A 23,445-nucleotide genomic window follows, 5' to 3' on the forward strand; every position below is an offset into this window, starting at 1 on the left:
AATTAGAGCGATATTATTCATGCTCTTTAGTTTTCTAGGATCACCGTTGCTGTCGCATAGTGTTTTTCATCTGCAATCGATAAATGTCCTCGAACGCCACCAAGCGTGCTCAACCTTTCGGCTGCGCCAGCTGTAAACGTGACAATAGGAGCGCCATTATCATTATTGCTAATCTCAATATGTTGAAACGAGACACCGCGACCAATACCAGTGCCTAACGCTTTAGCTGCAGCTTCTTTTGCAGCAAAGCGTTTCGCCAAATAGCGTCCAGGATTAGAAGAGGCGACGAACAAAGCAAGCTCCAGTGGCGTCAATACTCTTTTAGCTAAGCGGTTGTTTAGCAGTTCATCCTTACTCGTTGCAATCACTCGCGCTTCAATGCGCGCAATCTCAACAATATCAGTGCCCAAACCAACAATCATAAATTACCTTTCTCACTAAATTTATAACTAAACAAAAGCCGAGCATAGCTAGACGCTACACTCGGCTTTATCAACTCAAGCTTTAGTCAGCAACGAATTACTCGCCGCGGCGACCTTCAACCATTAGCTGCTTCATATCACGAACTGCTGTCGCTAAACCATCTATCGCTGCGCGGGCTATAATCGCGTGGCCAATATTAAGCTCATACAGCTCAGGAATTGCCGCAATAGGCTTAACGTTATGGTAATGCAGACCATGGCCAGCATTTACCACAAGCCCTTTACCATGAGCGTAAGTCGCCATAGTGCTAATACGTTTAAGTTCAGCTGCCGCTTCAGTGTCAGTTTCGGCGTCAGCATAACAGCCTGTGTGGATCTCTATCACTGGTGCGCCAACGGCAACAGCAGCATCAATTTGTGCTTTATCAGCGTCGATAAACAAAGAGACCTTAATGCCCTCTTCCGATAAGCGCGTGACAGCGGCAGCAATCTTATCTTGCTGGCCCGCAACATCAAGACCACCTTCGGTCGTAAGCTCTTCACGCTTCTCTGGCACTAAACACACATAAGCAGGCTTAATCTCGCAAGCAATATTGAGCATCTCTTCAGTAACAGCCATCTCAAAATTCATACGAGTCTTGAGGGTCTTCGCTAAGGTATACACATCTCTATCGATAATATGGCGGCGATCTTCACGTAGATGAATGGTTATGCCTTCAGCACCAGCATGTTCGGCGACTGCGGCAGCATGAACAGGATCGGGATAGTTAGTACCGCGAGCTTGGCGTAGAGTCGCAATGTGGTCAATGTTAACGCCCAGTAGGATCCGGCTCATGTGTGTTCCTTGATTAAACGAATTTATAAAGCCGCTATTGTACTGCGAGATTTAGTCTATAGCCAGCACGTGAGCAGCTATACCCCATTGAATTATTTGAGTGAAACCTAGTAAATCTCATGGAATCACTTTCTAGAGCTCGCGCTCTTCTTAATGAACAAACTACGTGAGTGCAGCGGCTTGTCACCCAGTGTCGGCGCTAACAGTTGCCGCATCAACTTTTTCGCTTCGGCAAAGTGCTCAGCCGACAACGTCTGCTGTTTAAGTGCGAATAGCATCTCACCAGTGAAGAATTTATGCTGATTATATTGTGTCGCTATTACCGGCATAAAACCATGCTCGAGTTCCAGTCGATAAAAGCCACTGGCCGTCATCTCTGCACCTGACGGGTCATACTCAAGCGACGGCATGGTTCCTAACTCTTGCAGTAGCGCCAGCTCAAAATAGCGTAACTGGCTTTGATTAAACTCCTTTGCCATTGCGATCAACGTCTGATGATAGTTAAAAAACAGCTCTTCAGCGCTATGCTGCACGGTTAGGCAGCGAATAAGCAGTTCGTTAAGATACAAGCCTGAATACAGGCAATCACCCGATAGCGGTACAGCAGGGCTTGCTGCTTCAACTTGTTTTAAATTTTTAAGATCTGACTTACCTTGCAACTGAAAAATGAGTGGTTGAAATGGCTGCACTATGCTGCGAATAGAGTTCTTACTGCTGCCAAGTCTAGCAACAGCATCAACACGCCCTCTGCCATCAACTAACAAATTGACCAACACACTCGATTCACGAAAGGGTCTAGTATGAAGAACGTAGCCACGCTCCATGATTATTTAATTCCGCTTAGTAAAGAGATAAATCTATGAGTAACCATCATAAAGCCATTCAACCACAATGCAAAACACCCAGCACCAGCCGGATACAAAAATGCCCCTTTCTATTGCTAAAAAGAGGCATTATTCAGCGCTATGACTGTAACGGTTACTCTTCGCCGTAACCTAAGCTACGCAGTGCACGCTCATCATCAGCCCAACCCGATTTAACCTTCACCCACATCTCTAAGAAAACCTTGTTATCAAACAATGTTTCCATATCAACACGCGCTGCAGAGCTAATCTTTTTGATGCGCTCGCCTTTGTTACCAATCACCATGCGTTTTTGAGTTTCACGCTCAACGAGTACTAACGCGTTGATCTGATAGACACCATTTTCCATCATTTTAAACTGCTCAATTTCAACAGTACAATCGTATGGAAGTTCATCGCCCAAAAAGCGCATTAACTTTTCGCGAACGATTTCCGATGCCATAAACTTCTGTGAACGGTCTGTGACATAATCTTCAGGGAAGAAGTGTGGAGACTCAGGTACCGATTCAACTGACATATCTAAAATCCGCTGAACGTTGGTGCCTTGTGTCGCAGAGATTGGTAGGATTTCATCAAACTCAAACTTCTTCGATAACTCTTCAAGATACGGAAATAAAGCTTCTTTATCCTTAATGTTATCGACTTTGTTGATAGCTAGAACGGTTTTACGACCATCATTACGGCTCTGCAACTTACGCAGTACCATCTCGTCATCTGGCGTCCAATTCATACCATCAACCACAAATACCACTAAGCTGACTTCAGCTAAAGAGCTGGCAGCTGCGCGGTTCATTAATCGGTTAATGGCACGCTTTTCTTCCATGTGAAGACCGGGTGTATCAATAAACACCACCTGACGTGGGCCGTCAGTATGAATCCCCATAATACGATGACGCGTCGTCTGTGGCTTTTTAGAGGTAATACTGATTTTCTGGCCTAACAATTTGTTAAGCAAGGTTGATTTACCAACGTTTGGCCGACCGACTATCGCCACCATACCGCAATAAGTTACCGCGTACTTTACTGCAGATGAAGGGTTATTCATCTGTGCGAGTAAGTCATCTAGACTCGGCTCATTGCTCTCGGGTAAATCTTTTTCGTTACTCATTTCTTAATTAACTCCAACACTTGAGCGGCTGCACTTTGCTCTGCTTTTCTGCGTGAACTAGCAACCCCGACAACGGCTTGTCTCAAGTCTTCTACAACACATTCAACGGTGAAGGTTTGCTCATGGGCATCCCCTTCAGTATGGACGACTTTATAGATTGGCAGCGGTTTTCTAAACTTCTGCAAATGTTCTTGAAGTAACGTCTTTGGATCTTTCTGATTAATTGGTTCAATCACTTGCAAGCGCGATGCATACCAGTTGAGCACCAATTTACGACATTTCTCTATATCAGAATCCAGGTAGATGGCGCCAATGATCGCCTCTACCGCATCGGCCAATATAGACTCTCGTCTAAACCCTCCGCTCTTTAATTCACCGGGCCCAAGTTTTAAATAATCACCAAGCTTGAACTCAATGGCTATCTCGGCCAACATTTTCCCGCAAACCAGTGTCGCACGCATTCGGCTCAAATCACCTTCAGTTGCCTTAGGAAACTGATGATATAGCGCGTCTGAAATCACAATCGACAAGATTGAGTCACCTAAAAACTCGAGGCGCTCATTATGCTTATTAGAGGCGCTTCTATGTGTTAGCGCCTGATCTAATAATGCTTGCTTAGCAAACTCATAGCCCAATGTACGACATAGTCTAGGGATATTTTTAATCGGTTCCATATTACACTATTCCGCCTACACGGTTAAAACGCACCCCTGTTGGGATCCAAGCTGGCAAAAAGTCAGCAGGTGTTCGGTCAAACTCAAAGCTGATCCATATTGCTACCGCTTTACCGACGAGGTTATGTTCAGGTACAAAGCCCCAAAAACGACTATCAGTACTGTTATCGCGGTTATCACCCATTGCAAAGTATTGACCTTCTGGCACGATAAACTCGGTCAACGGCACATTCTCTTGGCGGTGATAGTAGTTGATCATGTCAGGTCGTGATGGATTGATTAAAATGTCATGAGTCACATCACCAATTTGCTCTTTAAAGCGTAACAATGGCGTACCGTCTTGCGAAAACTCGCCGCGATTAACCGATACTCTTTCAACGGCTTTTAGCTCTGGGCAAGGACTTTGACCTTCTGCACAAGCAGCTTGGATATAAAGCTGCTTATTGCGGTAAACAATGCGGTCGCCCGGCAAACCTACAATACGCTTGATGTAATCAATCTGTGGGTTTTCTGGGTACTTAAAGACGGCAACGTCACCGCGTTCAGGCTTACCGGTTTCTTTTAACGTTGTGCGCCAAACAGGATCTTTAATCCCGTAGCTAAATTTTTCTACCAGAATAAAATCACCAACCAGCAATGTTGGCATCATTGAACCTGATGGGATTTGAAACGGCTCATAAATAAAAGAGCGCAAAATAAGCACGAATGCGATAACAGGAAAGATAGACTTTGATGTTTCAACAAACGCCGATTCGCGCAGTATCACTTCTGCATTCTCTTCACTTAACTCAGCTTCAGCAGCTTGAGCCATTGCCAACTTCTCACGACGCTTAGGGGCAAATACAAGCGCATCAGCCATCCAAACAAGGCCACTGCCTAAAGTGACCAAAACTAGAATTAGCGAAAAATAGGCTGCCATTATTAATTAACTCCTGCCAAACATAATTGAGTAGCGACTAAAATGCCGATGTCACTATGGTTATACGCCAGTAATGAAAGCGCCGCAAACTGCGGCGCAAAGACTAGCGATATATTAACAAATCTTAACGAATTAGCTTAATCGTTAAGCTTCAACACTGCTAAGAACGCTTCTTGTGGAACTTCTACGTTACCCACTTGCTTCATGCGTTTCTTACCGTCTTTTTGCTTCTGCAATAACTTCTTCTTACGTGATACGTCACCGCCGTAACACTTAGCTGTTACGTCTTTACGCATCGCCTTAATCGAAGAGCGTGCAATAATCTGACTACCTACAGCAGCTTGAACCGCAATATCAAACATCTGACGAGGAATAAGCTCTTTCATCTTATTTACAAGAGCAAGACCTTTAGTACGGATCAACCCTTTATGGATGATCATTGCCAACGCATCGACTCTGTCACCATTAATCAAGATATCTAAACGTACCATGTCAGCAGGCTCAAAGCGGACAAAGTTATATTCAAGCGATGCATAACCACGGCTGGTTGATTTTAGACGGTCAAAGAAGTCCATAACCACTTCTGCCATTGGTAATTCGTAGGTCAATGCCACTTGGTTTCCATGATAAACCAGGTTGGTTTGTACACCACGCTTTTCCACACACAGAGTAATAACGTTACCTAAATATTCTTTTGGTACCAGAATATTGGTCTCTACAATTGGCTCACGCATCTCTTCAATGTTATTAATCGCGGGTAGATCCGATGGGTTATCGACATAAATAGTCTCGCCATTGGTCTGGACGATCTCATACACTACCGTAGGTGCTGTAGTAATAAGCTCTAGGTTATATTCACGTTCTAGACGCTCTTGAATGATCTCCATGTGGAGCAGACCCAAGAAGCCAATACGGAAACCAAAACCGAGAGCTGATGAGGTTTCAGGCTCGAAAAACAATGATGCATCATTCAAGCTTAGCTTGTTAAGCGCATCACGGAAGCTCTCGTAATCATCGGTTGAGATAGGGAATAAGCCCGCGTATACCTGTGGTTTAACTTTCTTAAAACCAGGTAATGGCTCAAGTGCGCCATGCTTTGCATGAGTCAGCGTATCACCCACTGGTGCGCCGTGGATCTCTTTAATACCCGCAATAACAAAGCCTACTTCGCCAGTTTTTAACTGTGGAGTATCAGTTTGTTTCGGAGTAAAAATCCCCACACGATCAGCAGTATGAGTCTGACCTGTAGACATAACTTTAAACTTGTCGCCCTTCTTTAATACGCCATTTTTAATACGCACTAAAGATACAACACCTAAATAACTATCAAACCATGAATCAATGATCAGTGCCTGCAGAGGCCCTTCTTCATTACCTTCAGGTGGTGGAATTTGCTCAACAATCACTTCCAACACATCTTTGATACCGACACCGGTTTTAGCCGAGCAACGCACAGCGTCAGCCGCCTCAATGCCTACAATATCTTCAATCTCTTCCGCTACACGGTCTGGATCAGCCTGTGGCAGATCGATCTTGTTCAGAACAGGCACAACGTCCATATCCATTTCAAGTGCGGTGTAACAGTTCGCTAGGGTTTGCGCTTCAACACCTTGACCAGCGTCAACTACCAATAGCGCGCCTTCACAAGCCGCTAAAGAACGTGATACTTCATAGGAGAAATCGACGTGGCCAGGGGTATCAATAAAGTTAAGTTGGTAAGTCTCACCATCATTAGCTTTATAATCCAAAGTAACACTTTGCGCTTTAATCGTAATACCGCGTTCACGCTCAATGTCCATTGAGTCGAGAACCTGTGCGGCCATTTCACGATCGGTTAAGCCACCGCATTCATGAATAAGGCGATCTGAGAGTGTTGACTTGCCGTGGTCAATATGGGCAATAATTGAAAAGTTTCTAATATGCTTCATTATGCTGGGATGACTTAACTCGAAGTTGAAAAGAATTTTTAAGGTGCAGAATTGTACCCGATTGCGGCTTTAATACCAATTTTTATCATGCTTTTGAATTGGAAAGTTATGCCAGAGGCCAAGTATCTGCGGTTACTGCGCTATATCTATAGGCTTACCAAGAGATTTTATAATGATTGGTTGCGCCTTTTCCTCTAAGGCCTTAGCGAATTTCTTTCCTAAGGCCCAAGAAGCGACGCCACCAACTAATGCAAAAGCAATAGACAACAAGTCTTGATTCACCTCTAAGCCTGTAGCCAATAAGTTACCGGTATAAGCACCGATGAAAAAACCGACTAGAGGCAGGATGTAAACCAACATCGCGGCTTTCAGAATAACACTTTCCGGAAGACCGAGTTTTAAGCGTTCTCCAGTTGCAAAAGCACGTTCGGTTTCAATAGAAAAACGCTGAACCTTTGGTGAAAAGGCTTTAGCAACGGCTGAGGTACCGCATGAATCACTGCTGTCGCAGTGATTACAAGCACTCTTCATCTCAACTTCTACAACGACCCAGCCAGAGTTACTGTTAGCGACAACTTTGGCAACCTCTTCCATCATGGTGATAAACCTTTTACTGCAACATAATGCTTTGAGCAATGCGGCTTAACGTTTCGGCTGGCACTTTACCTACAGCAACAACCTCTGCATTACCAACACGTTCAGTAGCAAGCGATAAACCGTTACGGGTAACCAATTCATCTGGAAGTGGCGCATCGCCTGCTTTAGCAACATAAACCGAGATGCTGGCAAGGCCATCACTAATCGCAATGTACTCTACAGCTTCTTTGCTACCAATTAATCGATGCTGATCTTTTACCAGCACTTTAAAGCCTTTCGGTAACCAACCAAACTTCCAATCTTCACCTGCTGCACGTTCAGATTGCGCCATTACTGCCGGCCACTCCTGCTTGTGCGCCTCCTTAAGTATAGATGGCACCTCTTCTAAAACTAATAGCTCGACGACCATAAGCTGCTCTAACAGCTGCTTATCATTATTAATCATGTCAAATCGCAGCGGCAAGAAGGTGTCCATATCAAGCCAAACTTGATAACCATATCGATTATCATCGTTAGGTATGATGCGTACCAATTGTCCTGGTCGTCCTGCAATTCTGCTTCTGCCACCTAATACAAACTGGTATCCAGCTTCTAGATTAGAGATATCATCAGCGAAAGCGGCAGGAATAACCCCTTGAATACGTTTTGCATGAACACTATAAGCAGGTTGGTCATGCTCAATGAAAGTAACAGTATTACCAACTCGAACAGCATTCTTAGGCGGGCCATTTAGGTGTTCTAGAAATGCCACCTCTTGATCTTGAACTTTGCCATGAATATAAACCAAAGGACGAATATGATCGGCTTGAATTTGTATTAGGGATATTTTGAATTCTTGTTCGCGCAGTGCTTGGCTCATATTTTCAAGCCAAGCTTTGGCGGGCATATCTTCCCGCGCCATCGCGGGAAAACTCATGGCTAGAATAGCCAGTAGGATTAGACGCAAGCTAACTCCTTGTTACTGATTGACAGGTATCGTATCTACCTCTCTATTGTCCTCTATAACCGCACCATTATTCAATCTTTGTTGTAACATATGATCTTGAATGTAGGAGTTAATACGACGACGCTGATCAACGACTTGTTCATTAGTATAGCTTTGATTCTGCTGTACTGCGCCAGTCTGCAAGCTTACCGGTGATGCACTACCAATGAGAGGTCTAGTGTTCAAAACAGGTAAAGGAGAGTTATCTAGCAATGTCTCTTGGTTATAATTTTGCACACCAACCACTGCAACCATAGCAACGGTCGCTGCAATAGCATACTGCCCAAATTGCTTAAATAGTGGCACAACTTTACTTGAAGTAGGCTTTGTGGCCGCTTTAACAGCAGTTTGCTTAGGAGCAATAATAGCAGGCTCTTCATCAATCGCAGCCATGATACTAGCACTCAGATCAATAGATACTGCTTGTGGCAGTTCGCCACGCATCGCATCACCAATCATATGATAATCACGCCACTGCTCATGTGAATCTGCATCAGCTGCTAATTCAGCTAACGTTTGCTCGTCGAGTTCACCATCGACAGCAGCAGATACCCATTCCTGACCTAATTTATCCATTGTTCACCTATCTTTTTTCAAGGGTGCTAGCGTTCTAGCAACGGCTTAAGCTTTTTATCAATCGCCTCACGTGCTCTGAAGATCCGTGATCTTACAGTACCAACGGGGCAATCCATGACATTAGCAATCTCTTCGTAACTCATACCATCAAGTTCTCTAAGTGAGATTGCCATTTTCAATTCTTCTGGCAATGTGTCTAAAGTGTCGAAAACGACCTTTTGAATCTCATCTGACAAAACGAGTCGCTCTGGAGATGCAAACTCCTTTAACGCATCGCTGCCATCATAGTATTCAGCTTCTTCAGCATCGACATCATTCGCAGGCGCTCTACGCCCTTGTGCGACCAGATGATTCTTTGCAGTATTAACTGCAATGCGATACAGCCATGTGTAAAACGCACTTTCGCCCCTAAAGTTCGGTAACGCTCGATAAGCTTTTATAAAAGCTTCTTGCGACACATCTGCAACATCGGCCTGATTTCGTACATAACGCGATATCAGATTCACGACCTTGTTTTGATATTTTTGTACTAAAAGGTTAAAAGCGTTCTTATCACCACGCTGCACGCGCTCAACTAATTGTTGATCACTTATTTGTCCACTCATCCGAGCCGACTACTCCTAAATCTAATACTGATTTCTCAGCCGCTCGAATCATATTCACTTATGTAGACTAGCGAGTTTCAAAAAAGTTCTATAAAAATGTGAAAATGTGTCATTTTCTTTTTTTTGGAAGCAAACTTAAAAAGTTGATTACCTGAAAACATACCCATATAACACACCAAAATGCTGTCCATCTGCACTGAATGTTTTACTTGTTGAGTTAGCCATCACAAAAATCTGTTAATCACCCAGTTTTATCACGTTATATTTGATAATAAAAGCAGGCTTAAGGGCTACAGTGTTTGCAAACAGTACTGAAAAATACTTAACGTTAATTAGATACAACAAGTAATATGCGAACTTGATAAGTATCCATAAACGGCATCTTGGTTTAACATAGTCCGAATTCCCAGATGACTCTATGATACCTGATGAAACAAGTAGTTGAACACCAATCTGATATTTTGGTTATTGGTAGTGGTGCTGCGGGGCTAACCCTTGCACTGCATCTCGCTGAAAAATCAAAAGTTATTTTACTTTCCAAAGGTCCTTTAAGCGAGGGTTCAACCTATTACGCTCAGGGTGGTATAGCCTCCGTTTTCGATGAAGAGGACACGATTGAGTCTCATGTTGCCGATACATTAGTCGCAGGAGCGGGGCTTTGTGACGAGCCAGTAGTCAAGTTTACAGCCGAAAATGCACGCGCATCGATGCAATGGCTGATTGATTGTGGCGTCGCCTTCGACAAAGAAGAAACTGCAGATGGCAGCGTCGATGACGCGCCTTATCACTTAACACGTGAAGGTGGTCATAGTCATCGTCGGATACTGCATGCCGCCGATGCAACAGGTAAAGAAGTACAAGTTACCTTGCAAGAGCGAGCCAGTCGCCACCCAAATATCCAAGTGCTCGAACGTTATAATGCCATCGACTTGATTACGACTCGTAAACTAGAGAGGCCTGGTAACCGTGTACAAGGTGCCTATGTCTGGAATCGAGATTTAGAGCAAGTCGAAACAGTAAAAGCACGCTTTGTAGCATTAGCAACAGGTGGTAGTTCAAAAGTTTATCAATATACATCTAATCCAGATGTAGCTTCAGGCGATGGTATCGCCATGGCTTGGCGTTCAGGCTGCCGAGTTGCCAATATGGAGTTTAATCAATTCCACCCAACCTGCCTATATCATGCTGATGCACGCAACTTTTTGTTGACCGAAGCACTCAGGGGCGAAGGCGCCTATTTACGTCGCCCTGATGGCAGCCGCTTTATGCCAGAGTTTGATGACAGAGCAGAACTGGCACCGCGGGATATCGTCGCTAGAGCAATCGATTATGAGATGAAACGTTTAGGTTCTGATTGTGTCTATTTGGATATCACTCACAAACCCGCAGATTTTATTATTAAGCATTTCCCTACCATTCATAAACGCTGTTTAGAGTTTGGTATTGATATCACCACCGATCCGATACCAGTTGTGCCTGCAGCCCACTATACCTGCGGCGGTGTGATGACAGATTTACACGGACAAACCGACCTCAACGGCTTATACGCTATTGGCGAAGTCGCATACACAGGTCTGCATGGTGCGAATCGTTTAGCCAGTAACTCGCTATTAGAGTGTTTAGTATTTGCTAGAGCGGCTGCAGAAGATATTGAAAGCCAACTCGCTAAAATCCCAATGCCAGGCACATTGCCCGCTTGGGATGAAAGCCAAGTATCAAACTCAGATGAAGAGGTGGTAATTGCCCACAACTGGCACGAGCTACGCCTGTTTATGTGGGATTATGTCGGTATTGTCCGTTCTGATAAACGTTTAGAGCGCGCGCTAAGACGCTGCGTGATGTTGCAGCAAGAGATCCAAGAATATTACAGTAACTTTAGAGTCAGTAATAATCTGTTAGAGCTACGTAACCTTGTACAAGTTGCCGAACTCATTATTCGCTGTGCCATGGAGCGTAAAGAGAGTCGCGGGCTGCATTACAACATTGATCATCCTGAGAAAGAAGCATCACCTAAGCCGACAATATTACAACCTAAGTAATCGGCTTACTTTAATCGATTTCGGTAAGCAAGCAGTAATAGACGACACAAATTACGGTAATTTGTGTCGTCTAACATATCTCGCCATACAACTAGCCTTTTTATCTCCTGCTCACAAGCAACATCAAATATCACAGCAAAAGGCGTCACTATAGGTTTGCCTTTAACGATAAAGCTTTGTTGTTGATTCAGCTGCCCATGTCCGTCCGCCGATAAGATAAACTGGCAATTCCAGTTTCTTAAGCGCCAATACTGCCATGCAAAAAAACTACAGCATAAGGTAAAAGTGAGTATTTTACTCACAAAGATAAAAAGCGACTCAGAATAGGGCCAGATTAAAAAGGAGGTTAAGCAAATGGCAGCGATAACGGTCAACGATAAGCGCTGACCGAAAGAGCTATAAAGGTTAAAGCTAAGCTGCTGGGCGCCCACGAACTCTGACAATCATATCTGCAAACTCAGGGTTCTTACAAACTTCATGTCCCATAAACCAAGCAAACAACTCAGGGTCTTCGCACTCAAGTAGTTTAACAAAAACCGCTTTGTCAGCATTCGTCATCGCTTGATAATGTTTTTCAACAAAAGGCTGAAACAACACATCTAGCTCTAACATGCCTCGGCGACAAGCCCATCGTACTCTTGCTATTTTCATGGGTTCTGGCAATGATTCCGACAAGTTTATTACTCCAATCTCTTACAGTGGCGCTAGTGTATACCCAAATGAGCTTTACTGCCAAAACATGTGGTTAAAGCTGCTTAACTTTTACGTCATTCCCCGCAAAGAGTTCAGAAAAATCAGTATTCAATAAACGCTTTACTGCTGGATGCTGAATCATACGTTCGGCAAACATTACATGGTAAACCTCTTTTACCTCGGTCGTTTCCCCAAGCAACATCATTCCACGGTCTAAAATATCCTGCTTATAGATAGAGGGTGCGACGAAAATCCCCTGCTTAAAAAATCCAAATGACTTCATCATTGCCGCGTCATCAAACTCACCAAGGATACTGATATTAAGGTTTTTCTCATCAAACCAGCGCACTAACTGTTGGCCTAATGACGTTCCTCTACTTGGGATCAGCAATTTGCCTTGCTCTAAACATTCAGGAAATGTTTTGGAATAGCTTTCCGCTGAGAAAAAAGCAATACCACTCTCTCCCAGCTGCTTAGACAAAATCTCGGGATATTTGAGGCTTTCACCAGCACAGTCAGACAAAATCATATCTAACTTATGCCCACGAAGTCGCTCCATTAAGCTTTCATGAGTAGCCTCATAACATGCTAAATGCATCGAACCATCACTGGGTACCACAGAAAGTAACACTCGGCTGGTTAACGCTTTAGACAGGGCTGCAGCAATGCCTACTTCAAATAGTATATTCTCATCTCTTTGATAGTTAAGAATATCCATCATCTCATAGCTTAAACTAAACATCTTATCTGCGTAACGGAATACCAACTCTCCAAGCTCTGTCGGTTCAAGTGAACGTCCGACTCGCTTAAATAGGCTTCCTTTCAGCGTCCCCTCTAACACGCGGATCTGTCCAGTGACAGTCTGAGGCGTTAAATGCAGTGCTTCAGCCGCTTTAGCCACTGAGCCTTTCTTTTGGATCATCCAAAAATAGTAGAGGTGATTATAGTTAAGATTTGCCATCTAAAATGCCGTTGTTGATATAAAAAGGGCTAGCACCTGTGCTAGCCCTTAAGGAGTTACTTCAGACGCTGACAATCCATTAGACTGAACATCGCTGTAGTAAGGTCATCAGTGGTTTCGATTTTGCCTACTTTAAACGCCTCCGCTAAGCCAGATACCAGCGCATCTCGATCGGGGATTCGGTTTTGACAAAAAGTACGATTAGCTTCTTGGAAGCGTTTGCCACCTCGATATTTCAATGCTCGAGACTCATAATCATTAGACTCTAATCGCTCGCCAACCGCGGCACCTTTATACATAAGCGCGCCATCAACAACACCTTCTAGATAGTTCTGACAATGTGCATCATTGATATCTAAGTTACACGCTTCAATCTGTGAAGCGGAAGCGGTCGCAGTAAAACCTAAACCCAGTACCAACGCTATTAGTGCAATCCTCATGCTTTCTCTCCTTTTTCAGGCAATACTTTAGACAACCAGAAGTAACCAATCACCGCTGATGCAATTGAGCCTAACAAGATCCCTAGTCGAGCATAGTCACCATACATCGCCCCCTCTCCCACAAATGCGAGTGAAGAGATAAACATCGACATGGTGAAACCGATACCACACATTACAGAGACTGGAATAATCTGCTTCCAACCCACACCATCAGGCAATACAGCAAGTTTAAGTTTCACAGCGATAAAGCTAAATAACATAATACCCAATGGCTTACCGACTAGAAGACCTAACGCAATGCCCAACGGTACTGGCGATAACAATGAACTTAAGCTCATGCCGCTTAAATCAACACCTGCGTTTGCAAAGGCAAAAATAGGCAAGATGATAAATGTGCTCCAAGGATGCAAGCTATGCTCTAAGCTCTCAGAAGGCGATGAACCATCTTTAGCACGTAACGGTATACAGAAAGCGATAATCACACCCGCTAACGTTGCATGCACGCCAGACTTAAGTACGGCAATCCATAAGATTAAACCTAATACCCCATAAGGGCCGAGCGCCGTTACACCTTTTCGATTCAGCCCAATCAAGCCGACAATAGCCGCAGCGGCAACCACCAAGCTAATCGTCGATAAATCAGTACTATAAAACAGCGCGATAATCACCACGACGCCCAAATCATCAATAATAGCTAGTGCTAGTAAGAATACTTTAAGTGCAACCGGCACACGGCTGCCGAGCAACGCCATAATACCCAATGCAAATGCAATATCTGTTGCGGCGGGTATCGCCCAACCAACCTGAGTAATTGGATCGGCATAGTTGAACATTAAATAAACGGCAGCAGGAAATAGCATACCACCGATGGCAGCGAAGGTTGGCAAGGACGCCTGTGCTCGACTTGATAACGCGCCTTCTAAAAGCTCTCGTTTAACTTCCAGACCAATAAGCATGAAGAACAGCGCCATCAGTCCATCATTAATCCAGTGGATCAATGTTTTATCAATATCTAAACTACCGACACGCACCTGCATCTCAGTCTCAAGAAAACCTTGGTACATGCCTGATAAAGGTGAGTTTGCTAAAATCATTGCTAGCACAACAGCAATCATCAATAGAATGCCACCTGCTGATTCTTGGCTTAGAAAATTCCTAATTGCCCGTTCCATATTACGCTCCATAAAATCTCAATGTAACGAGTGTAGCCGATTACTCTCAAGCTGAATAATCGTTTACTTCAGAGTTAAACATCGGAATATCCGAGGTATCCAGTATGGACTTGAGATGACTAAATATCAATCCAAATTGTACATAAAGAATCAAGGGCAATTAAATGGCGTAGAATTGTCGGTGAAGCTATCCTTTTGAACTAAAAAACAACTTAGTTGACTGCTTACTTGTTAAAACCAGCTGTAATATGTGACTAGCTATGCATTTAAAAAAATTGACTCGCCTCGAATATTTCGACCAAAGCGAGTCGGATACTGGCTTAGCTATACAGAGAAGGGGTAGCGGATCCCTTCATGGTGTTCATAGCCTGTTACTTCAAAATCATCCATTGTTACCCAAGTTTCCAAATCTTCTAACGACTTAATGTCGGGGTTTATCGATAACTGAGGCGATGGAAATGGGCTGCGTTTTAGTTGCACGTTTTGCATCAGTTCTAACTGATCTTCATAAATATGTGCATTGACTATTTTATGGTAAGCGGTACCTGCTTTGTGACCTGTTATCTGGGCGATTAATGCTAACAAGGCGAATACCTGCACCTGATTAAAGTTAAGACCTAAGGGCACATCACAAGAACGCTGAAAGCTAGTCAGGTGCAATGTATCACCTAGTAGCGAGAAGTTATGAGTATGCATACAAGGCCTTAGGCACCCCATGTGAAATTCACCAGGATTATAAAAGCTTAGGATTTCCCCTCTATCATCAATCCCTTTAGAAAGGTTATCAACAATTTTACGCAATTGGTCAACTGAACCGCCATCAGGCTTGCTCCATGAGCGGCCCTGTACTCCATAAACCCGCCCCATATCATCAGTGCCCTTACGGTGGGTGTTATTGAGCCACGCTTGGTTGTCGTTAGCATTGGCATCCCATGTCTTGGCACCAATTTTACGAAAATCGGCAGCGTTATCGTAGCCACGGATATAGCCAAGCATCTCAGCAATCGCTGCCTTCCAAAAGCTTTTACGGGTCGTGATCAGTGGAAACTCATTTTTATCTACGTGGTAAACCAAGTCAGCATTAATCACAGTCAAGCAGCGTTTACCGGTACGACTATTCTCAACCCATGTGCCTTCATCAATGATTCTTTGACAAAGTTCTAAATACTGTTTCATTACTATTACCTATAAAAATAAAAACTTAAACCGTATTAATAGCAGTTTAAGGGTGATAAAAAATAACTCGATTGTTGTTAAAGTCTTATGTTAATACCAGCTTTAAACCAACAAAGGCGAGGAACACTGCAAATATTTTTTTGAGTTTAGCTGTAGGCCAATTCGTCGCAGCCTTGGCCCCTAACGGCGCAATAAGTATCGATGTAGTAGCAATCCCCACCAATGCAGGCAGATAAATAAAGCCTATCGTTCCCTCTGGTAGCGTTGCCACATTCCAGCCAGCCAATGTATACCCAATGCTACCAAATAGCGCGATTAATAGTCCGGTCGCTGATGAAAAGCCAATCGCATAGCGCATCTGTAAACCGCACCAAGTAAGAAACGGTATAAGCAATACACCTCCACCAATCCCCATCAAGCCCGCAATAATAGCAATAGCAACAGCAGCTAAAAACAAGCTCATAGTACTAGGCATTGAGCTATTAGTACTTGGACGGAAAGGAAACGCCATTTGAACGGCCATTAAGATAACAAATACAGCAAAAATCTGTTGTAAAAAGCTGGCTTCAATTAGCTCAGAAATAAATCCAGAACAGATGGCCCCCAGCACAAAACCTGGCAGCATGCTTCTAAAAAGCTGCCACGGGATGTTTTCACGTTTGTGGTGCGCCCGAGCAGAAGAGAGTGAAGTAAGAATGATCGCTGCTAGCGATGTTGCAATAGCCACATGGGGTAAGTGTTCGGTAGGGATCCCGACACTAGGCAGTATATGCAGCAAAGCAGGCACCGCAATTAAACCACCACCAATGCCTAATAATCCTGCCATAAAGCCAATAACAGCACCAAGCGCCAAACATATGCTAAATACCACCAGCCAAGTTTCCACGCCAACACCCTTAATTTTGTCTGTTAATGCCCAAAGCTTAAAGCAATCGACAGCGTTATAAAACAGCTAACTGGCTTAAAACAAATTAGCGACTAGCAAATTAGTTAAGCAGCGCCATTAGGCCTCGTTCCTGGCAATATTCAGTCACCAGTGCTTTTACCTCTTCACCAGAGCTCTGCTTAAGCACATCATCTAACAGCAGACTTAGCTCCTTCTTAGATACTCGTCTTAGTAAGTAGTTAATGCGCGATAAACTCGCTTGGTTCATACTGAGTTGGTTATAACCCATCGCCACGAGTAACAGTGCCCCAGCAGGTTCGCCTGCCAATTCACCACATACACTTATAGGTAACTGATTAACGTCACAACGCTCAATAGCGAACTTAAGCGCCCTTAGCACTCCAGGATGAAAACTATCAAAAAGTGCATTCACACTAGGGTTATTGCGATCAACAGCCAACAGGTACTGAGTGAGGTCATTTGAGCCGACAGAAACAAAGTCGACCCGTTTGGCGACTTCATCTAACTGATATAACAGTACCGGCACTTCTAACATAATGCCTACTTTAGGCATTAGAATCGGCTTTCCCAACTCCGCAGTTAGTTCCTGATGAGCCTGCTCAAAATATACCAACGCAAGGTCGATCTCTTCTAGATTACTCACCATAGGCAATAAAACATGCAGTTGGTCGCTGTCACTAGCCGCTTGCAACATGGCTCGTAACTGCACTAAAAAAAGTTCAGGATGATCTAGGCTCAACCGAATTCCACGCCAACCAAGAAAGGGGTTATCTTCGACAATCGGAAAATAATCGAGAGGTTTGTCACCACCAACATCTAATGTACGCATAACCACAGGTTTACCTTTGGCAGCATTTAGCACCTTGCGGTAAACCTCTAATTGCTCTGCCTCTCCAGGGAAACACTGCTTCAACATAAACAGGATCTCAGTGCGGTACAATCCGATACCATCTGAATCACAGCCAGTGTCCGAGTCGATACTACTGATTAAGCCGCTATTGATATACAGATAGACTCGATGACCATCGAGTGTCACCGTCGACAAAGGTAGCTCTGCAGCGTAGCGACGTTGCAAGGCTTTTTCAGCCGCGATTAAACTTCTATATTCAGATAAAATAGTTGATGAAGGCTCAACGAGCAACTGGCCTCGATTAGCGTTGATAACCACTTGGCGCTTATCAAGATTGGCATTCAAAATACCGTTCACGCCAATAATTGCAGGAACGCCTAATGCTCGCGCCAAAATAGCAGCATGAGAATTTACCCCTCCAAGCTCAGTCACAATCCCTGCAAGTTTTTGTCTCGGGAACTCCGCAAGTAAAGTGGTACTGGCTTCTCGCACAATCAAAATAACTGGCGTTTCAGGCTCTAAGAAGATCTTTTCAGGCTCAATAAGCTGCCTAAGGACACGCAAACCTACATCTTTAATGTCACTTGCACGCTCTTTTAAGTAGCGATCTTCCATATCATTAAAATGAGCGATATAACGTTTAGATACTCTACATACTGCAGTTTCAGCACTCCAGCCGAGACGGACTTCCTTAATGTACTCTCCAGCTAAGCTTGCTTTTTCAAGCAACAATAATAGTGCTGTGAAAATAGAAGCTGCTTCTTCATCTTTTTCCCTGTCAAAACGCTGGGATAAGTTACCTAAGGTATCCTTGCAGCGATTCATGGCTAACTTAAGACGAACTTCCTCCTGTGCGATGTTGGCACTTTCACGCTCTTCTAGCGCAAAAGAGAGCTGCCCACCAAGCAATAATGCTTTAGCGATAGCAATACCTTTAGATGCCGATTTACCTTCGTAATAAAGAGGTTGTAGCGCGCCGTGATTGACTAACGCCCTGCGTTTAAGGCCTTTAATCGCCATGGCGAGCTGTGCCGCCAAGGTCATTAAAAAAGCTTCTTCGCCTTCACTAAATTGTCGAGCCCGTGTTTGCTGCACAACAATGACACCGATAACTGACTTTTGGTAAACAATCGGTACAGCAAGAAATGCATTATAAGCTTCTTCAGAGACTTCAGGGATTAACTTAAAGCGGGGATGAGATGATGCATCAGCAAGGTTGACAGCTTCCTCGCGCTGGGCAACTAAGCCTACCAATCCTTGGGTCAATGGTAATTTAACTCGATTGACGGCGCTCTGCTCTAATCCATCAGTCGCAGATAGAATAAGTTGTTGCTCTTCTAAAACATAGACAGAGCAACACTCTGTCGCCATAGCTTGTTTTGTTTGCGTTACCAGTTGCTCCAGTGCGTATTCAAGATCGCGAGCTGAAGCAACAACTTGTGTGATATCCCTAAGTGTTTTTAGCACTAACGCAAACCTCTCTTAACTAATTTCTGCGCATTCCTCTTCTTTTATAGTTCGACTCTTTTACCTGCAAAGGTAACGTTGTCGGCGCAAACTCTTTCATTACTTTACGGTAGACATCCCGTTTAAATGAAACCACTTGTCTCACAGGATACCAATAACTGACCCAGCGCCAATCATCAAACTCAGGATGACCACATGCATTAAGATCAATTGCATTTTCATTACTTTTTAGCTGCAGCAAAAACCATTTCTGCTTTTGCCCAATACAAACGGGTTTACTATCTTGTCTGATCAATCGCTTAGGTAATCTATATCGTAACCAAGATCGTGTTGATGCTAGGATTTGCACGTGTTCTGGCCTTAATCCTACTTCTTCGAATAATTCACGATACATGGCTTCTTCTGCTGACTCACCTTCATCAACGCCACCTTGAGGAAATTGCCAGGAATGTTGGCCAAATCTTCTAGCCCACATAACCTGCCCAGAGCGATTACAGATAATGATGCCCACATTTGCACGAAAGCCGTCACTATCAATCACATGGACTCCAAACTTTTAAATATTAATGAATTGATTGTTTCATAAAGCTTGCGCCGCAGCAAATCTCTGTTTCGCATATTCGTTGGATAAATCAAACAAAAGGCGAACTTTATCAACAGGCACAAAACTATAAGCGCGATCATATCCACAGAATCTGTGGATATCTCTGTTGGAAACTCAATAAAACTCTACAAACCATTGCTGTAACTAGCGACAACAAATTATTTTCCCCGAACGAAAAAGATTAAAAAACACAATAAAAACAACACAATAAAAACAAAGACGTATATAAGAAAAGATCCAACAACCACAACAGCACACAATTTGACCAGTCAAATTAAAAAGGAAAACTTACGAGCATTGATAATGATGTTATTCACAAGTGCAAGTATAACATGGTAAAAAAAAGCAAATAATCACCACTTAATAGCATTGACAGATCACATTCATTACAGTAGCAACCATAAAAACGGAAGTTATCCAGTAAATCTGTGGATAACTATGTTGGAAAATTAGGGAAACAACAGGAGTAAGTTGAACAACTTATCTCTGACTTGAATAGGTAAAACCATTTAACCGTTTAATTTCATCACGTTATAATATACTTGAGCATCGTTACTATTAACCAGAAACCCTTGTTCGAATTTTAACCGCATTTGCTAATCGCCAAAACTTTAGTAAAATCTTCGCCATGAAAAAATCAACACTACCTCCTGATAGCCTCGATGAGCTTATGTCCCGTGCAGAAGCCATGGCAGGGCTGACACTCGGACAATTAGCAAACTACCATCAAGTCGAGATCCCACAAGATCTAAAACGCCATAAAGGCTGGGTTGGTCAGTTAATTGAGCTTGAACTTGGCGCCCTTGCAGGTTCAAAACCTGAACCTGATTTCATTCATTTAGGCGTAGAGCTAAAAACAATTCCGGTAAACCAAGTCGGTAAAGTCCTAGAAACGACTTATGTGACCGTTGCCCCACTGACTAACATCCTCGGTCTGACTTGGGAAAACAGCGTTGTTTGCCACAAATTACAGCAAGTACTGTGGATCCCAGTTCAAGGTGCTAGAGAGATCCCACTGGCAGAGCGTCAGATAGGTTCTCCTGTTTTATGGAGCCCTTCCCTCGAAGAGGCTGCATTATTGAAACAAGATTGGGAAGAGATCATGGAGTTAATTGCTCTCGGTAAAGTCGAAAGCATTACAGCTCGTCATGGCGAGGTGTTACAATTACGTCCAAAAGCGGCCAACAGCCAAGTGCTCACCCAGAGTATTGATCACAATGGATCGCAGTCTCAAACTAACCCACGTGGCTTTTATTTGAAGACTCAATTTACTCAAAAGATCCTTTCTGAGCTACTTTGAGTAAATTTCGCTCCAAAACTGGCATTCATTTGACTTAGATCACAAATACTACTGGATATAGTAAGGTGATTTTCTATAAACTAGCCCATCTTAAAAAAGACGTAGTTGAGTAAACCTAAAACTGTGAGAGCACGTATACAAGCGAAGAAGTTAGCCTTCGCTATTTTCGCTTGGACTGCAGCCATGGCGGCGTTCGTATTTTTCAGATACGCGCAGACTCCAGAACTTCCACAGTGGGCCATTGGTTCCGCTGATTTAGCGACGCTTTCAATTTACATGGGAATTATTTTTGGCAGCCTTCACTGGATGTCTAACCTCATTGCCGATTTCAGCGCGATTAACCGCCTACCCTACGTATTCTCAGTCATATTTAAGGGACTATTTCTTCTACTTGGTGCAACGACCCTTGCGTACATCACCCAGTACTTAAACATGTGGGCTATCGAAAACCACATGACAACCTTAAGGCAGATGCTAACAGCGCATATCTTGTATAGTCCTGCTTTCCAAGCGTTAATAGTGTATTTAGTCGTTGTAAGAGTTGGCCTGGCATTTATCGAACAAATGGCGCTACTCGTCGGGCCAAGGGTTTTATTTAATATTGGTCTAGGTAAGTACCATAAACCACGCTATGAACAGCGCTTATTCCTCTATCTGGATATGGTTGCCTCTACCACACATGCAGAGTCTTTAGGTGATTACCGCTTCAGCCGATTGATCCAAGATAGTTTTAGTTTATTGGCGGATACAGTGACCAACAACGAAGCTGAAATCTATCGCTATATGGGTGATGCAGTTCTCATACATTGGCCGCTAAAAGATGGCATCAAGCAAGATCGCTGCTTTAATATCTATCACGAATTCTCACAGCAATTGAGCTGGCAACGGCTGTATTTTGAAGAGCAGTATGGCTTTGTACCTAAATTTAAGGCCGCTGCCCATTGTGGACAAGTGGTAGCTGCGGTTGTTGGTGTACAGAAACAAGAGATTAGTTTTTTTAGCGATGTACTCAATACCTTAGCAAGACTGCAAGATCAATGTAATCCACTCGGGCAAAGGATGCTGATCTCTGGCTCGTTAAAGTCTCGACTCGATTTTGCCGACACGCGCTATAACCTTAATAGCCTCGGGCCAATCAAGCTTAAAGGAAAGCAGCACTCAATCGAAGTATTTGGTGTGACTCCTAAAACGCCTTCTTAGTGCTTTAGAAACCCTAGATATAAAAAGACCGATATACAGTATCGGTCTTTTACCATTCTCTATATTCAACTCATTAATTATTTTGCTCAAGCAACTTTTGGATCTCTAATCCGAGCGTTCTAAATGTTAGAATCCGGCTCGAGGTTTGACGCCAAACTAGGCCAATATCTCGGTATGGCGTATCGCCTGGAGGCGCCATAGTCGTTAGCTCAGTATTGTTTAAGATCCCTGCATCTATCGCCATTTGTGGCAAAAAGGTGGTGCCTAACTTGCAGTTAACCATCTGCACGAGGGTATGCAGGCTTGTTGCTGCAAACGGATTAATCTTGGTGCTTTCCCCTAACTGACAAGCACTGATAGCATGACCGGTAATACAGTGTTCAGCCTGCAGTAAAAAGATACTTTCGTCAGGCAGGTCCTGATAATCTATAGGCTCATGAATCGCATCGCTGAGATCTTCATGCACCACCATTTTAAAAGGGTCAATACCCACCTTCATACTGTGGTAACCGCTAGTATCAACAGGTAAGGCTAATAACAATAGATCCAGCTCACCTTTACCAAGCGCATCCACCAACCTATCGGTGGTGTCTTCTTTAAGGAACAGGGTGAGATTTGGATAAACCTCTTTGCAATGCTGAACCACTCGACTGAGAAGAAAAGGCGCGATCGTTGGAATACAGCCCAAACGAATTTCGCCCGTCATCGGCTCGCCTTGGTGTTTAACAAGCTCGACCAAGTCATCGACATCAGTCAATAATTTACGTGATCGCAATACCACCTCTTCACCAATAGCGGTAAAAATAAAGGACTTGTGGTCACGCTCAATCAGTTGATGACCCAATTGTTCTTCAAGGTTCTGAATACCACTGGATAAAGTTGACTGGCTAACATGGCAAATTTTTGCGGCGCGATTAAAATTTTGTTCTTGATGTAAATTAACCAAATAAAACAGGTTTTTTAAACTCGGAAGATGTTTCATAAAGCAGATTACCAATGACATTATTTATCGAATAGTTCAATTTAACCTTACCATAGATTACTTAAGGCATCCTTGAAAATATCTAACAGAATGTGAAGCGGCGCAAACAGTCGCAATAAAGTTGACGACTTAACGATTGAGA

General features: G+C 43.5%; 24 protein-coding genes. 3 read left to right on the top strand and 21 right to left on the bottom strand.

The window, feature by feature from the left end; genetic code table 11:
• Positions 1-26 precede the first annotated feature (26 nt).
• The 11 genes from acpS to rpoE form a co-directional block, all read right to left on the bottom strand.
• On the bottom strand, positions 27-422 hold the full coding sequence (gene acpS / locus AB4135_RS00335) for a holo-ACP synthase (RefSeq protein WP_371989321.1): 396 nt from the start codon (positions 420-422) through the stop codon (positions 27-29).
• 97 nt (positions 423-519) lie between these two features.
• Positions 520-1,257 carry a pyridoxine 5'-phosphate synthase gene (gene pdxJ, locus AB4135_RS00340; RefSeq protein ID WP_371989323.1) on the bottom strand — a complete coding sequence of 246 codons (738 nt, stop codon included), beginning with the start codon at positions 1,255-1,257 and terminating at the stop codon, positions 520-522.
• A gap of 125 nt (positions 1,258-1,382) precedes the next feature.
• Positions 1,383-2,081 (bottom strand): DNA repair protein RecO, encoded by a 699-nt coding sequence (gene recO, locus AB4135_RS00345; protein WP_371989325.1) that lies wholly within the window; start codon positions 2,079-2,081, stop codon positions 1,383-1,385.
• A 154-nt stretch (positions 2,082-2,235) separates the two neighbouring features.
• Positions 2,236-3,228, bottom strand: a complete 993-nt coding sequence (era, locus tag AB4135_RS00350) for a GTPase Era (RefSeq protein WP_371989327.1) — start codon at positions 3,226-3,228, stop codon at positions 2,236-2,238.
• A complete protein-coding gene (gene rnc, locus AB4135_RS00355; protein ID WP_371989329.1) occupies positions 3,225-3,902 on the bottom strand; it encodes a ribonuclease III in 678 nt (225 codons plus the stop codon). The genes era and rnc overlap by 4 nt, the downstream gene beginning before the upstream one ends.
• 1 nt (position 3,903) lies before the next feature.
• Positions 3,904-4,821, bottom strand: coding sequence for a signal peptidase I (lepB, locus tag AB4135_RS00360; protein ID WP_020913806.1), 918 nt, complete (start codon positions 4,819-4,821; stop codon positions 3,904-3,906).
• A gap of 137 nt (positions 4,822-4,958) precedes the next feature.
• Entirely contained in the window at positions 4,959-6,749 is a 1,791-nt protein-coding gene (gene lepA / locus AB4135_RS00365) for a translation elongation factor 4 (protein ID WP_371989330.1), read from the bottom strand.
• 132 nt (positions 6,750-6,881) lie between these two features.
• The gene (locus AB4135_RS00370) at positions 6,882-7,346 is read right to left on the bottom strand and encodes a SoxR reducing system RseC family protein (protein WP_371989332.1); all 465 of its coding nucleotides are present in this window, start codon (positions 7,344-7,346) and stop codon (positions 6,882-6,884) included.
• Positions 7,347-7,359: 13 nt separating this feature from the next.
• The gene (locus AB4135_RS00375; protein ID WP_371989334.1) at positions 7,360-8,292 is read right to left on the bottom strand and encodes a MucB/RseB C-terminal domain-containing protein; all 933 of its coding nucleotides are present in this window, start codon (positions 8,290-8,292) and stop codon (positions 7,360-7,362) included.
• Between the two features lie 12 nt (positions 8,293-8,304).
• The gene (locus tag AB4135_RS00380) at positions 8,305-8,907 is read right to left on the bottom strand and encodes a sigma-E factor negative regulatory protein (protein WP_248974960.1); all 603 of its coding nucleotides are present in this window, start codon (positions 8,905-8,907) and stop codon (positions 8,305-8,307) included.
• A gap of 26 nt (positions 8,908-8,933) precedes the next feature.
• On the bottom strand, positions 8,934-9,512 hold the full coding sequence (gene rpoE, locus AB4135_RS00385; RefSeq protein ID WP_371989336.1) for an RNA polymerase sigma factor RpoE: 579 nt from the start codon (positions 9,510-9,512) through the stop codon (positions 8,934-8,936).
• Between the two features lie 428 nt (positions 9,513-9,940).
• Between rpoE and nadB the strand changes: the two genes are divergently transcribed.
• Complete coding sequence (nadB, locus tag AB4135_RS00390) at positions 9,941-11,551, top strand: L-aspartate oxidase (protein ID WP_371989337.1); 1,611 nt, start codon at positions 9,941-9,943, stop codon at positions 11,549-11,551.
• 5 nt (positions 11,552-11,556) lie between these two features.
• On the opposite strand, the gene AB4135_RS00395 is transcribed toward nadB, so the two are convergent.
• The 9 genes from AB4135_RS00395 to rppH form a co-directional block, all read right to left on the bottom strand.
• Entirely contained in the window at positions 11,557-11,994 is a 438-nt protein-coding gene (locus AB4135_RS00395) for a protein YgfX (protein WP_371989339.1), read from the bottom strand.
• Positions 11,963-12,202: a succinate dehydrogenase assembly factor 2 gene (locus AB4135_RS00400; protein ID WP_371989388.1), complete on the bottom strand. Its 240-nt coding sequence runs from the start codon at positions 12,200-12,202 to the stop codon at positions 11,963-11,965. Before AB4135_RS00400 ends, AB4135_RS00395 begins: the two co-directional genes overlap by 32 nt.
• A 94-nt stretch (positions 12,203-12,296) precedes the next feature.
• Positions 12,297-13,205: a transcriptional activator NhaR gene (gene nhaR, locus AB4135_RS00405; protein ID WP_371989341.1), complete on the bottom strand. Its 909-nt coding sequence runs from the start codon at positions 13,203-13,205 to the stop codon at positions 12,297-12,299.
• 56 nt (positions 13,206-13,261) lie between these two features.
• Positions 13,262-13,645 carry a hypothetical protein gene (locus AB4135_RS00410; RefSeq protein ID WP_371989343.1) on the bottom strand — a complete coding sequence of 128 codons (384 nt, stop codon included), beginning with the start codon at positions 13,643-13,645 and terminating at the stop codon, positions 13,262-13,264.
• A complete protein-coding gene (nhaA, locus tag AB4135_RS00415) occupies positions 13,642-14,817 on the bottom strand; it encodes a Na+/H+ antiporter NhaA (protein WP_371989345.1) in 1,176 nt (391 codons plus the stop codon). Before nhaA ends, AB4135_RS00410 begins: the two co-directional genes overlap by 4 nt.
• A 324-nt stretch (positions 14,818-15,141) precedes the next feature.
• On the bottom strand, positions 15,142-15,993 hold the full coding sequence (locus AB4135_RS00420; RefSeq protein WP_371989347.1) for a thymidylate synthase: 852 nt from the start codon (positions 15,991-15,993) through the stop codon (positions 15,142-15,144).
• 85 nt (positions 15,994-16,078) lie between these two features.
• Positions 16,079-16,819, bottom strand: a complete 741-nt coding sequence (locus AB4135_RS00425) for a sulfite exporter TauE/SafE family protein (RefSeq protein ID WP_371989390.1) — start codon at positions 16,817-16,819, stop codon at positions 16,079-16,081.
• 160 nt (positions 16,820-16,979) lie between these two features.
• The gene (ptsP, locus tag AB4135_RS00430) at positions 16,980-19,217 is read right to left on the bottom strand and encodes a phosphoenolpyruvate--protein phosphotransferase (protein WP_371989348.1); all 2,238 of its coding nucleotides are present in this window, start codon (positions 19,215-19,217) and stop codon (positions 16,980-16,982) included.
• 19 nt (positions 19,218-19,236) lie between these two features.
• Positions 19,237-19,758 carry an RNA pyrophosphohydrolase gene (gene rppH / locus AB4135_RS00435; RefSeq protein ID WP_371989349.1) on the bottom strand — a complete coding sequence of 174 codons (522 nt, stop codon included), beginning with the start codon at positions 19,756-19,758 and terminating at the stop codon, positions 19,237-19,239.
• 691 nt (positions 19,759-20,449) lie between these two features.
• Between rppH and mutH the strand changes: the two genes are divergently transcribed.
• Together mutH and AB4135_RS00445 are read left to right on the top strand one after the other, a co-directional pair.
• A complete protein-coding gene (gene mutH / locus AB4135_RS00440; RefSeq protein WP_371989351.1) occupies positions 20,450-21,121 on the top strand; it encodes a DNA mismatch repair endonuclease MutH in 672 nt (223 codons plus the stop codon).
• Positions 21,122-21,244: 123 nt separating this feature from the next.
• Positions 21,245-22,321, top strand: coding sequence for an adenylate/guanylate cyclase domain-containing protein (locus tag AB4135_RS00445; protein ID WP_371989392.1), 1,077 nt, complete (start codon positions 21,245-21,247; stop codon positions 22,319-22,321).
• Positions 22,322-22,394: 73 nt separating this feature from the next.
• Here the strand turns inward: AB4135_RS00445 and oxyR are convergent, their stop codons facing one another.
• Positions 22,395-23,303 carry a hydrogen peroxide-inducible genes transcriptional activator OxyR gene (gene oxyR, locus AB4135_RS00450; protein ID WP_371989353.1) on the bottom strand — a complete coding sequence of 303 codons (909 nt, stop codon included), beginning with the start codon at positions 23,301-23,303 and terminating at the stop codon, positions 22,395-22,397.
• Positions 23,304-23,445 lie beyond the last annotated feature (142 nt).

It is taken from the genome of Shewanella sp. 10N.286.54.B9 (assembly GCF_041468565.1).
Lineage (GTDB): Bacteria > Pseudomonadota > Gammaproteobacteria > Enterobacterales > Shewanellaceae > Shewanella.

Bases quoted from the DNA above. Each gene is read 5' to 3' on its own strand.
- acpS (WP_371989321.1), bottom strand. From the start codon at position 422: ATGATTGTTGGTTTGGGCACTGATATTGTTGAGATTGCGCGCATTGAA.
- pdxJ (WP_371989323.1), bottom strand. From the start codon at position 1,257: ATGAGCCGGATCCTACTGGGCGTTAACATTGACCACATTGCGACTCTA.
- recO (WP_371989325.1), bottom strand. From the start codon at position 2,081: ATGGAGCGTGGCTACGTTCTTCATACTAGACCCTTTCGTGAATCGAGT.
- era (WP_371989327.1), bottom strand. From the start codon at position 3,228: ATGAGTAACGAAAAAGATTTACCCGAGAGCAATGAGCCGAGTCTAGAT.
- rnc (WP_371989329.1), bottom strand. From the start codon at position 3,902: ATGGAACCGATTAAAAATATCCCTAGACTATGTCGTACATTGGGCTAT.
- lepB (WP_020913806.1), bottom strand. From the start codon at position 4,821: ATGGCAGCCTATTTTTCGCTAATTCTAGTTTTGGTCACTTTAGGCAGT.
- lepA (WP_371989330.1), bottom strand. From the start codon at position 6,749: ATGAAGCATATTAGAAACTTTTCAATTATTGCCCATATTGACCACGGC.
- AB4135_RS00370 (WP_371989332.1), bottom strand. From the start codon at position 7,346: ATGATGGAAGAGGTTGCCAAAGTTGTCGCTAACAGTAACTCTGGCTGG.
- AB4135_RS00380 (WP_248974960.1), bottom strand. From the start codon at position 8,907: ATGGATAAATTAGGTCAGGAATGGGTATCTGCTGCTGTCGATGGTGAA.
- rpoE (WP_371989336.1), bottom strand. From the start codon at position 9,512: ATGAGTGGACAAATAAGTGATCAACAATTAGTTGAGCGCGTGCAGCGT.
- nadB (WP_371989337.1), top strand. From the start codon at position 9,941: ATGAAACAAGTAGTTGAACACCAATCTGATATTTTGGTTATTGGTAGT.
- AB4135_RS00400 (WP_371989388.1), bottom strand. From the start codon at position 12,202: ATGAAAATAGCAAGAGTACGATGGGCTTGTCGCCGAGGCATGTTAGAG.
- nhaR (WP_371989341.1), bottom strand. From the start codon at position 13,205: ATGGCAAATCTTAACTATAATCACCTCTACTATTTTTGGATGATCCAA.
- AB4135_RS00410 (WP_371989343.1), bottom strand. From the start codon at position 13,645: ATGAGGATTGCACTAATAGCGTTGGTACTGGGTTTAGGTTTTACTGCG.
- nhaA (WP_371989345.1), bottom strand. From the start codon at position 14,817: ATGGAACGGGCAATTAGGAATTTTCTAAGCCAAGAATCAGCAGGTGGC.
- AB4135_RS00420 (WP_371989347.1), bottom strand. From the start codon at position 15,993: ATGAAACAGTATTTAGAACTTTGTCAAAGAATCATTGATGAAGGCACA.
- AB4135_RS00425 (WP_371989390.1), bottom strand. From the start codon at position 16,819: ATGGCAGGATTATTAGGCATTGGTGGTGGTTTAATTGCGGTGCCTGCT.
- mutH (WP_371989351.1), top strand. From the start codon at position 20,450: ATGAAAAAATCAACACTACCTCCTGATAGCCTCGATGAGCTTATGTCC.
- oxyR (WP_371989353.1), bottom strand. From the start codon at position 23,303: ATGAAACATCTTCCGAGTTTAAAAAACCTGTTTTATTTGGTTAATTTA.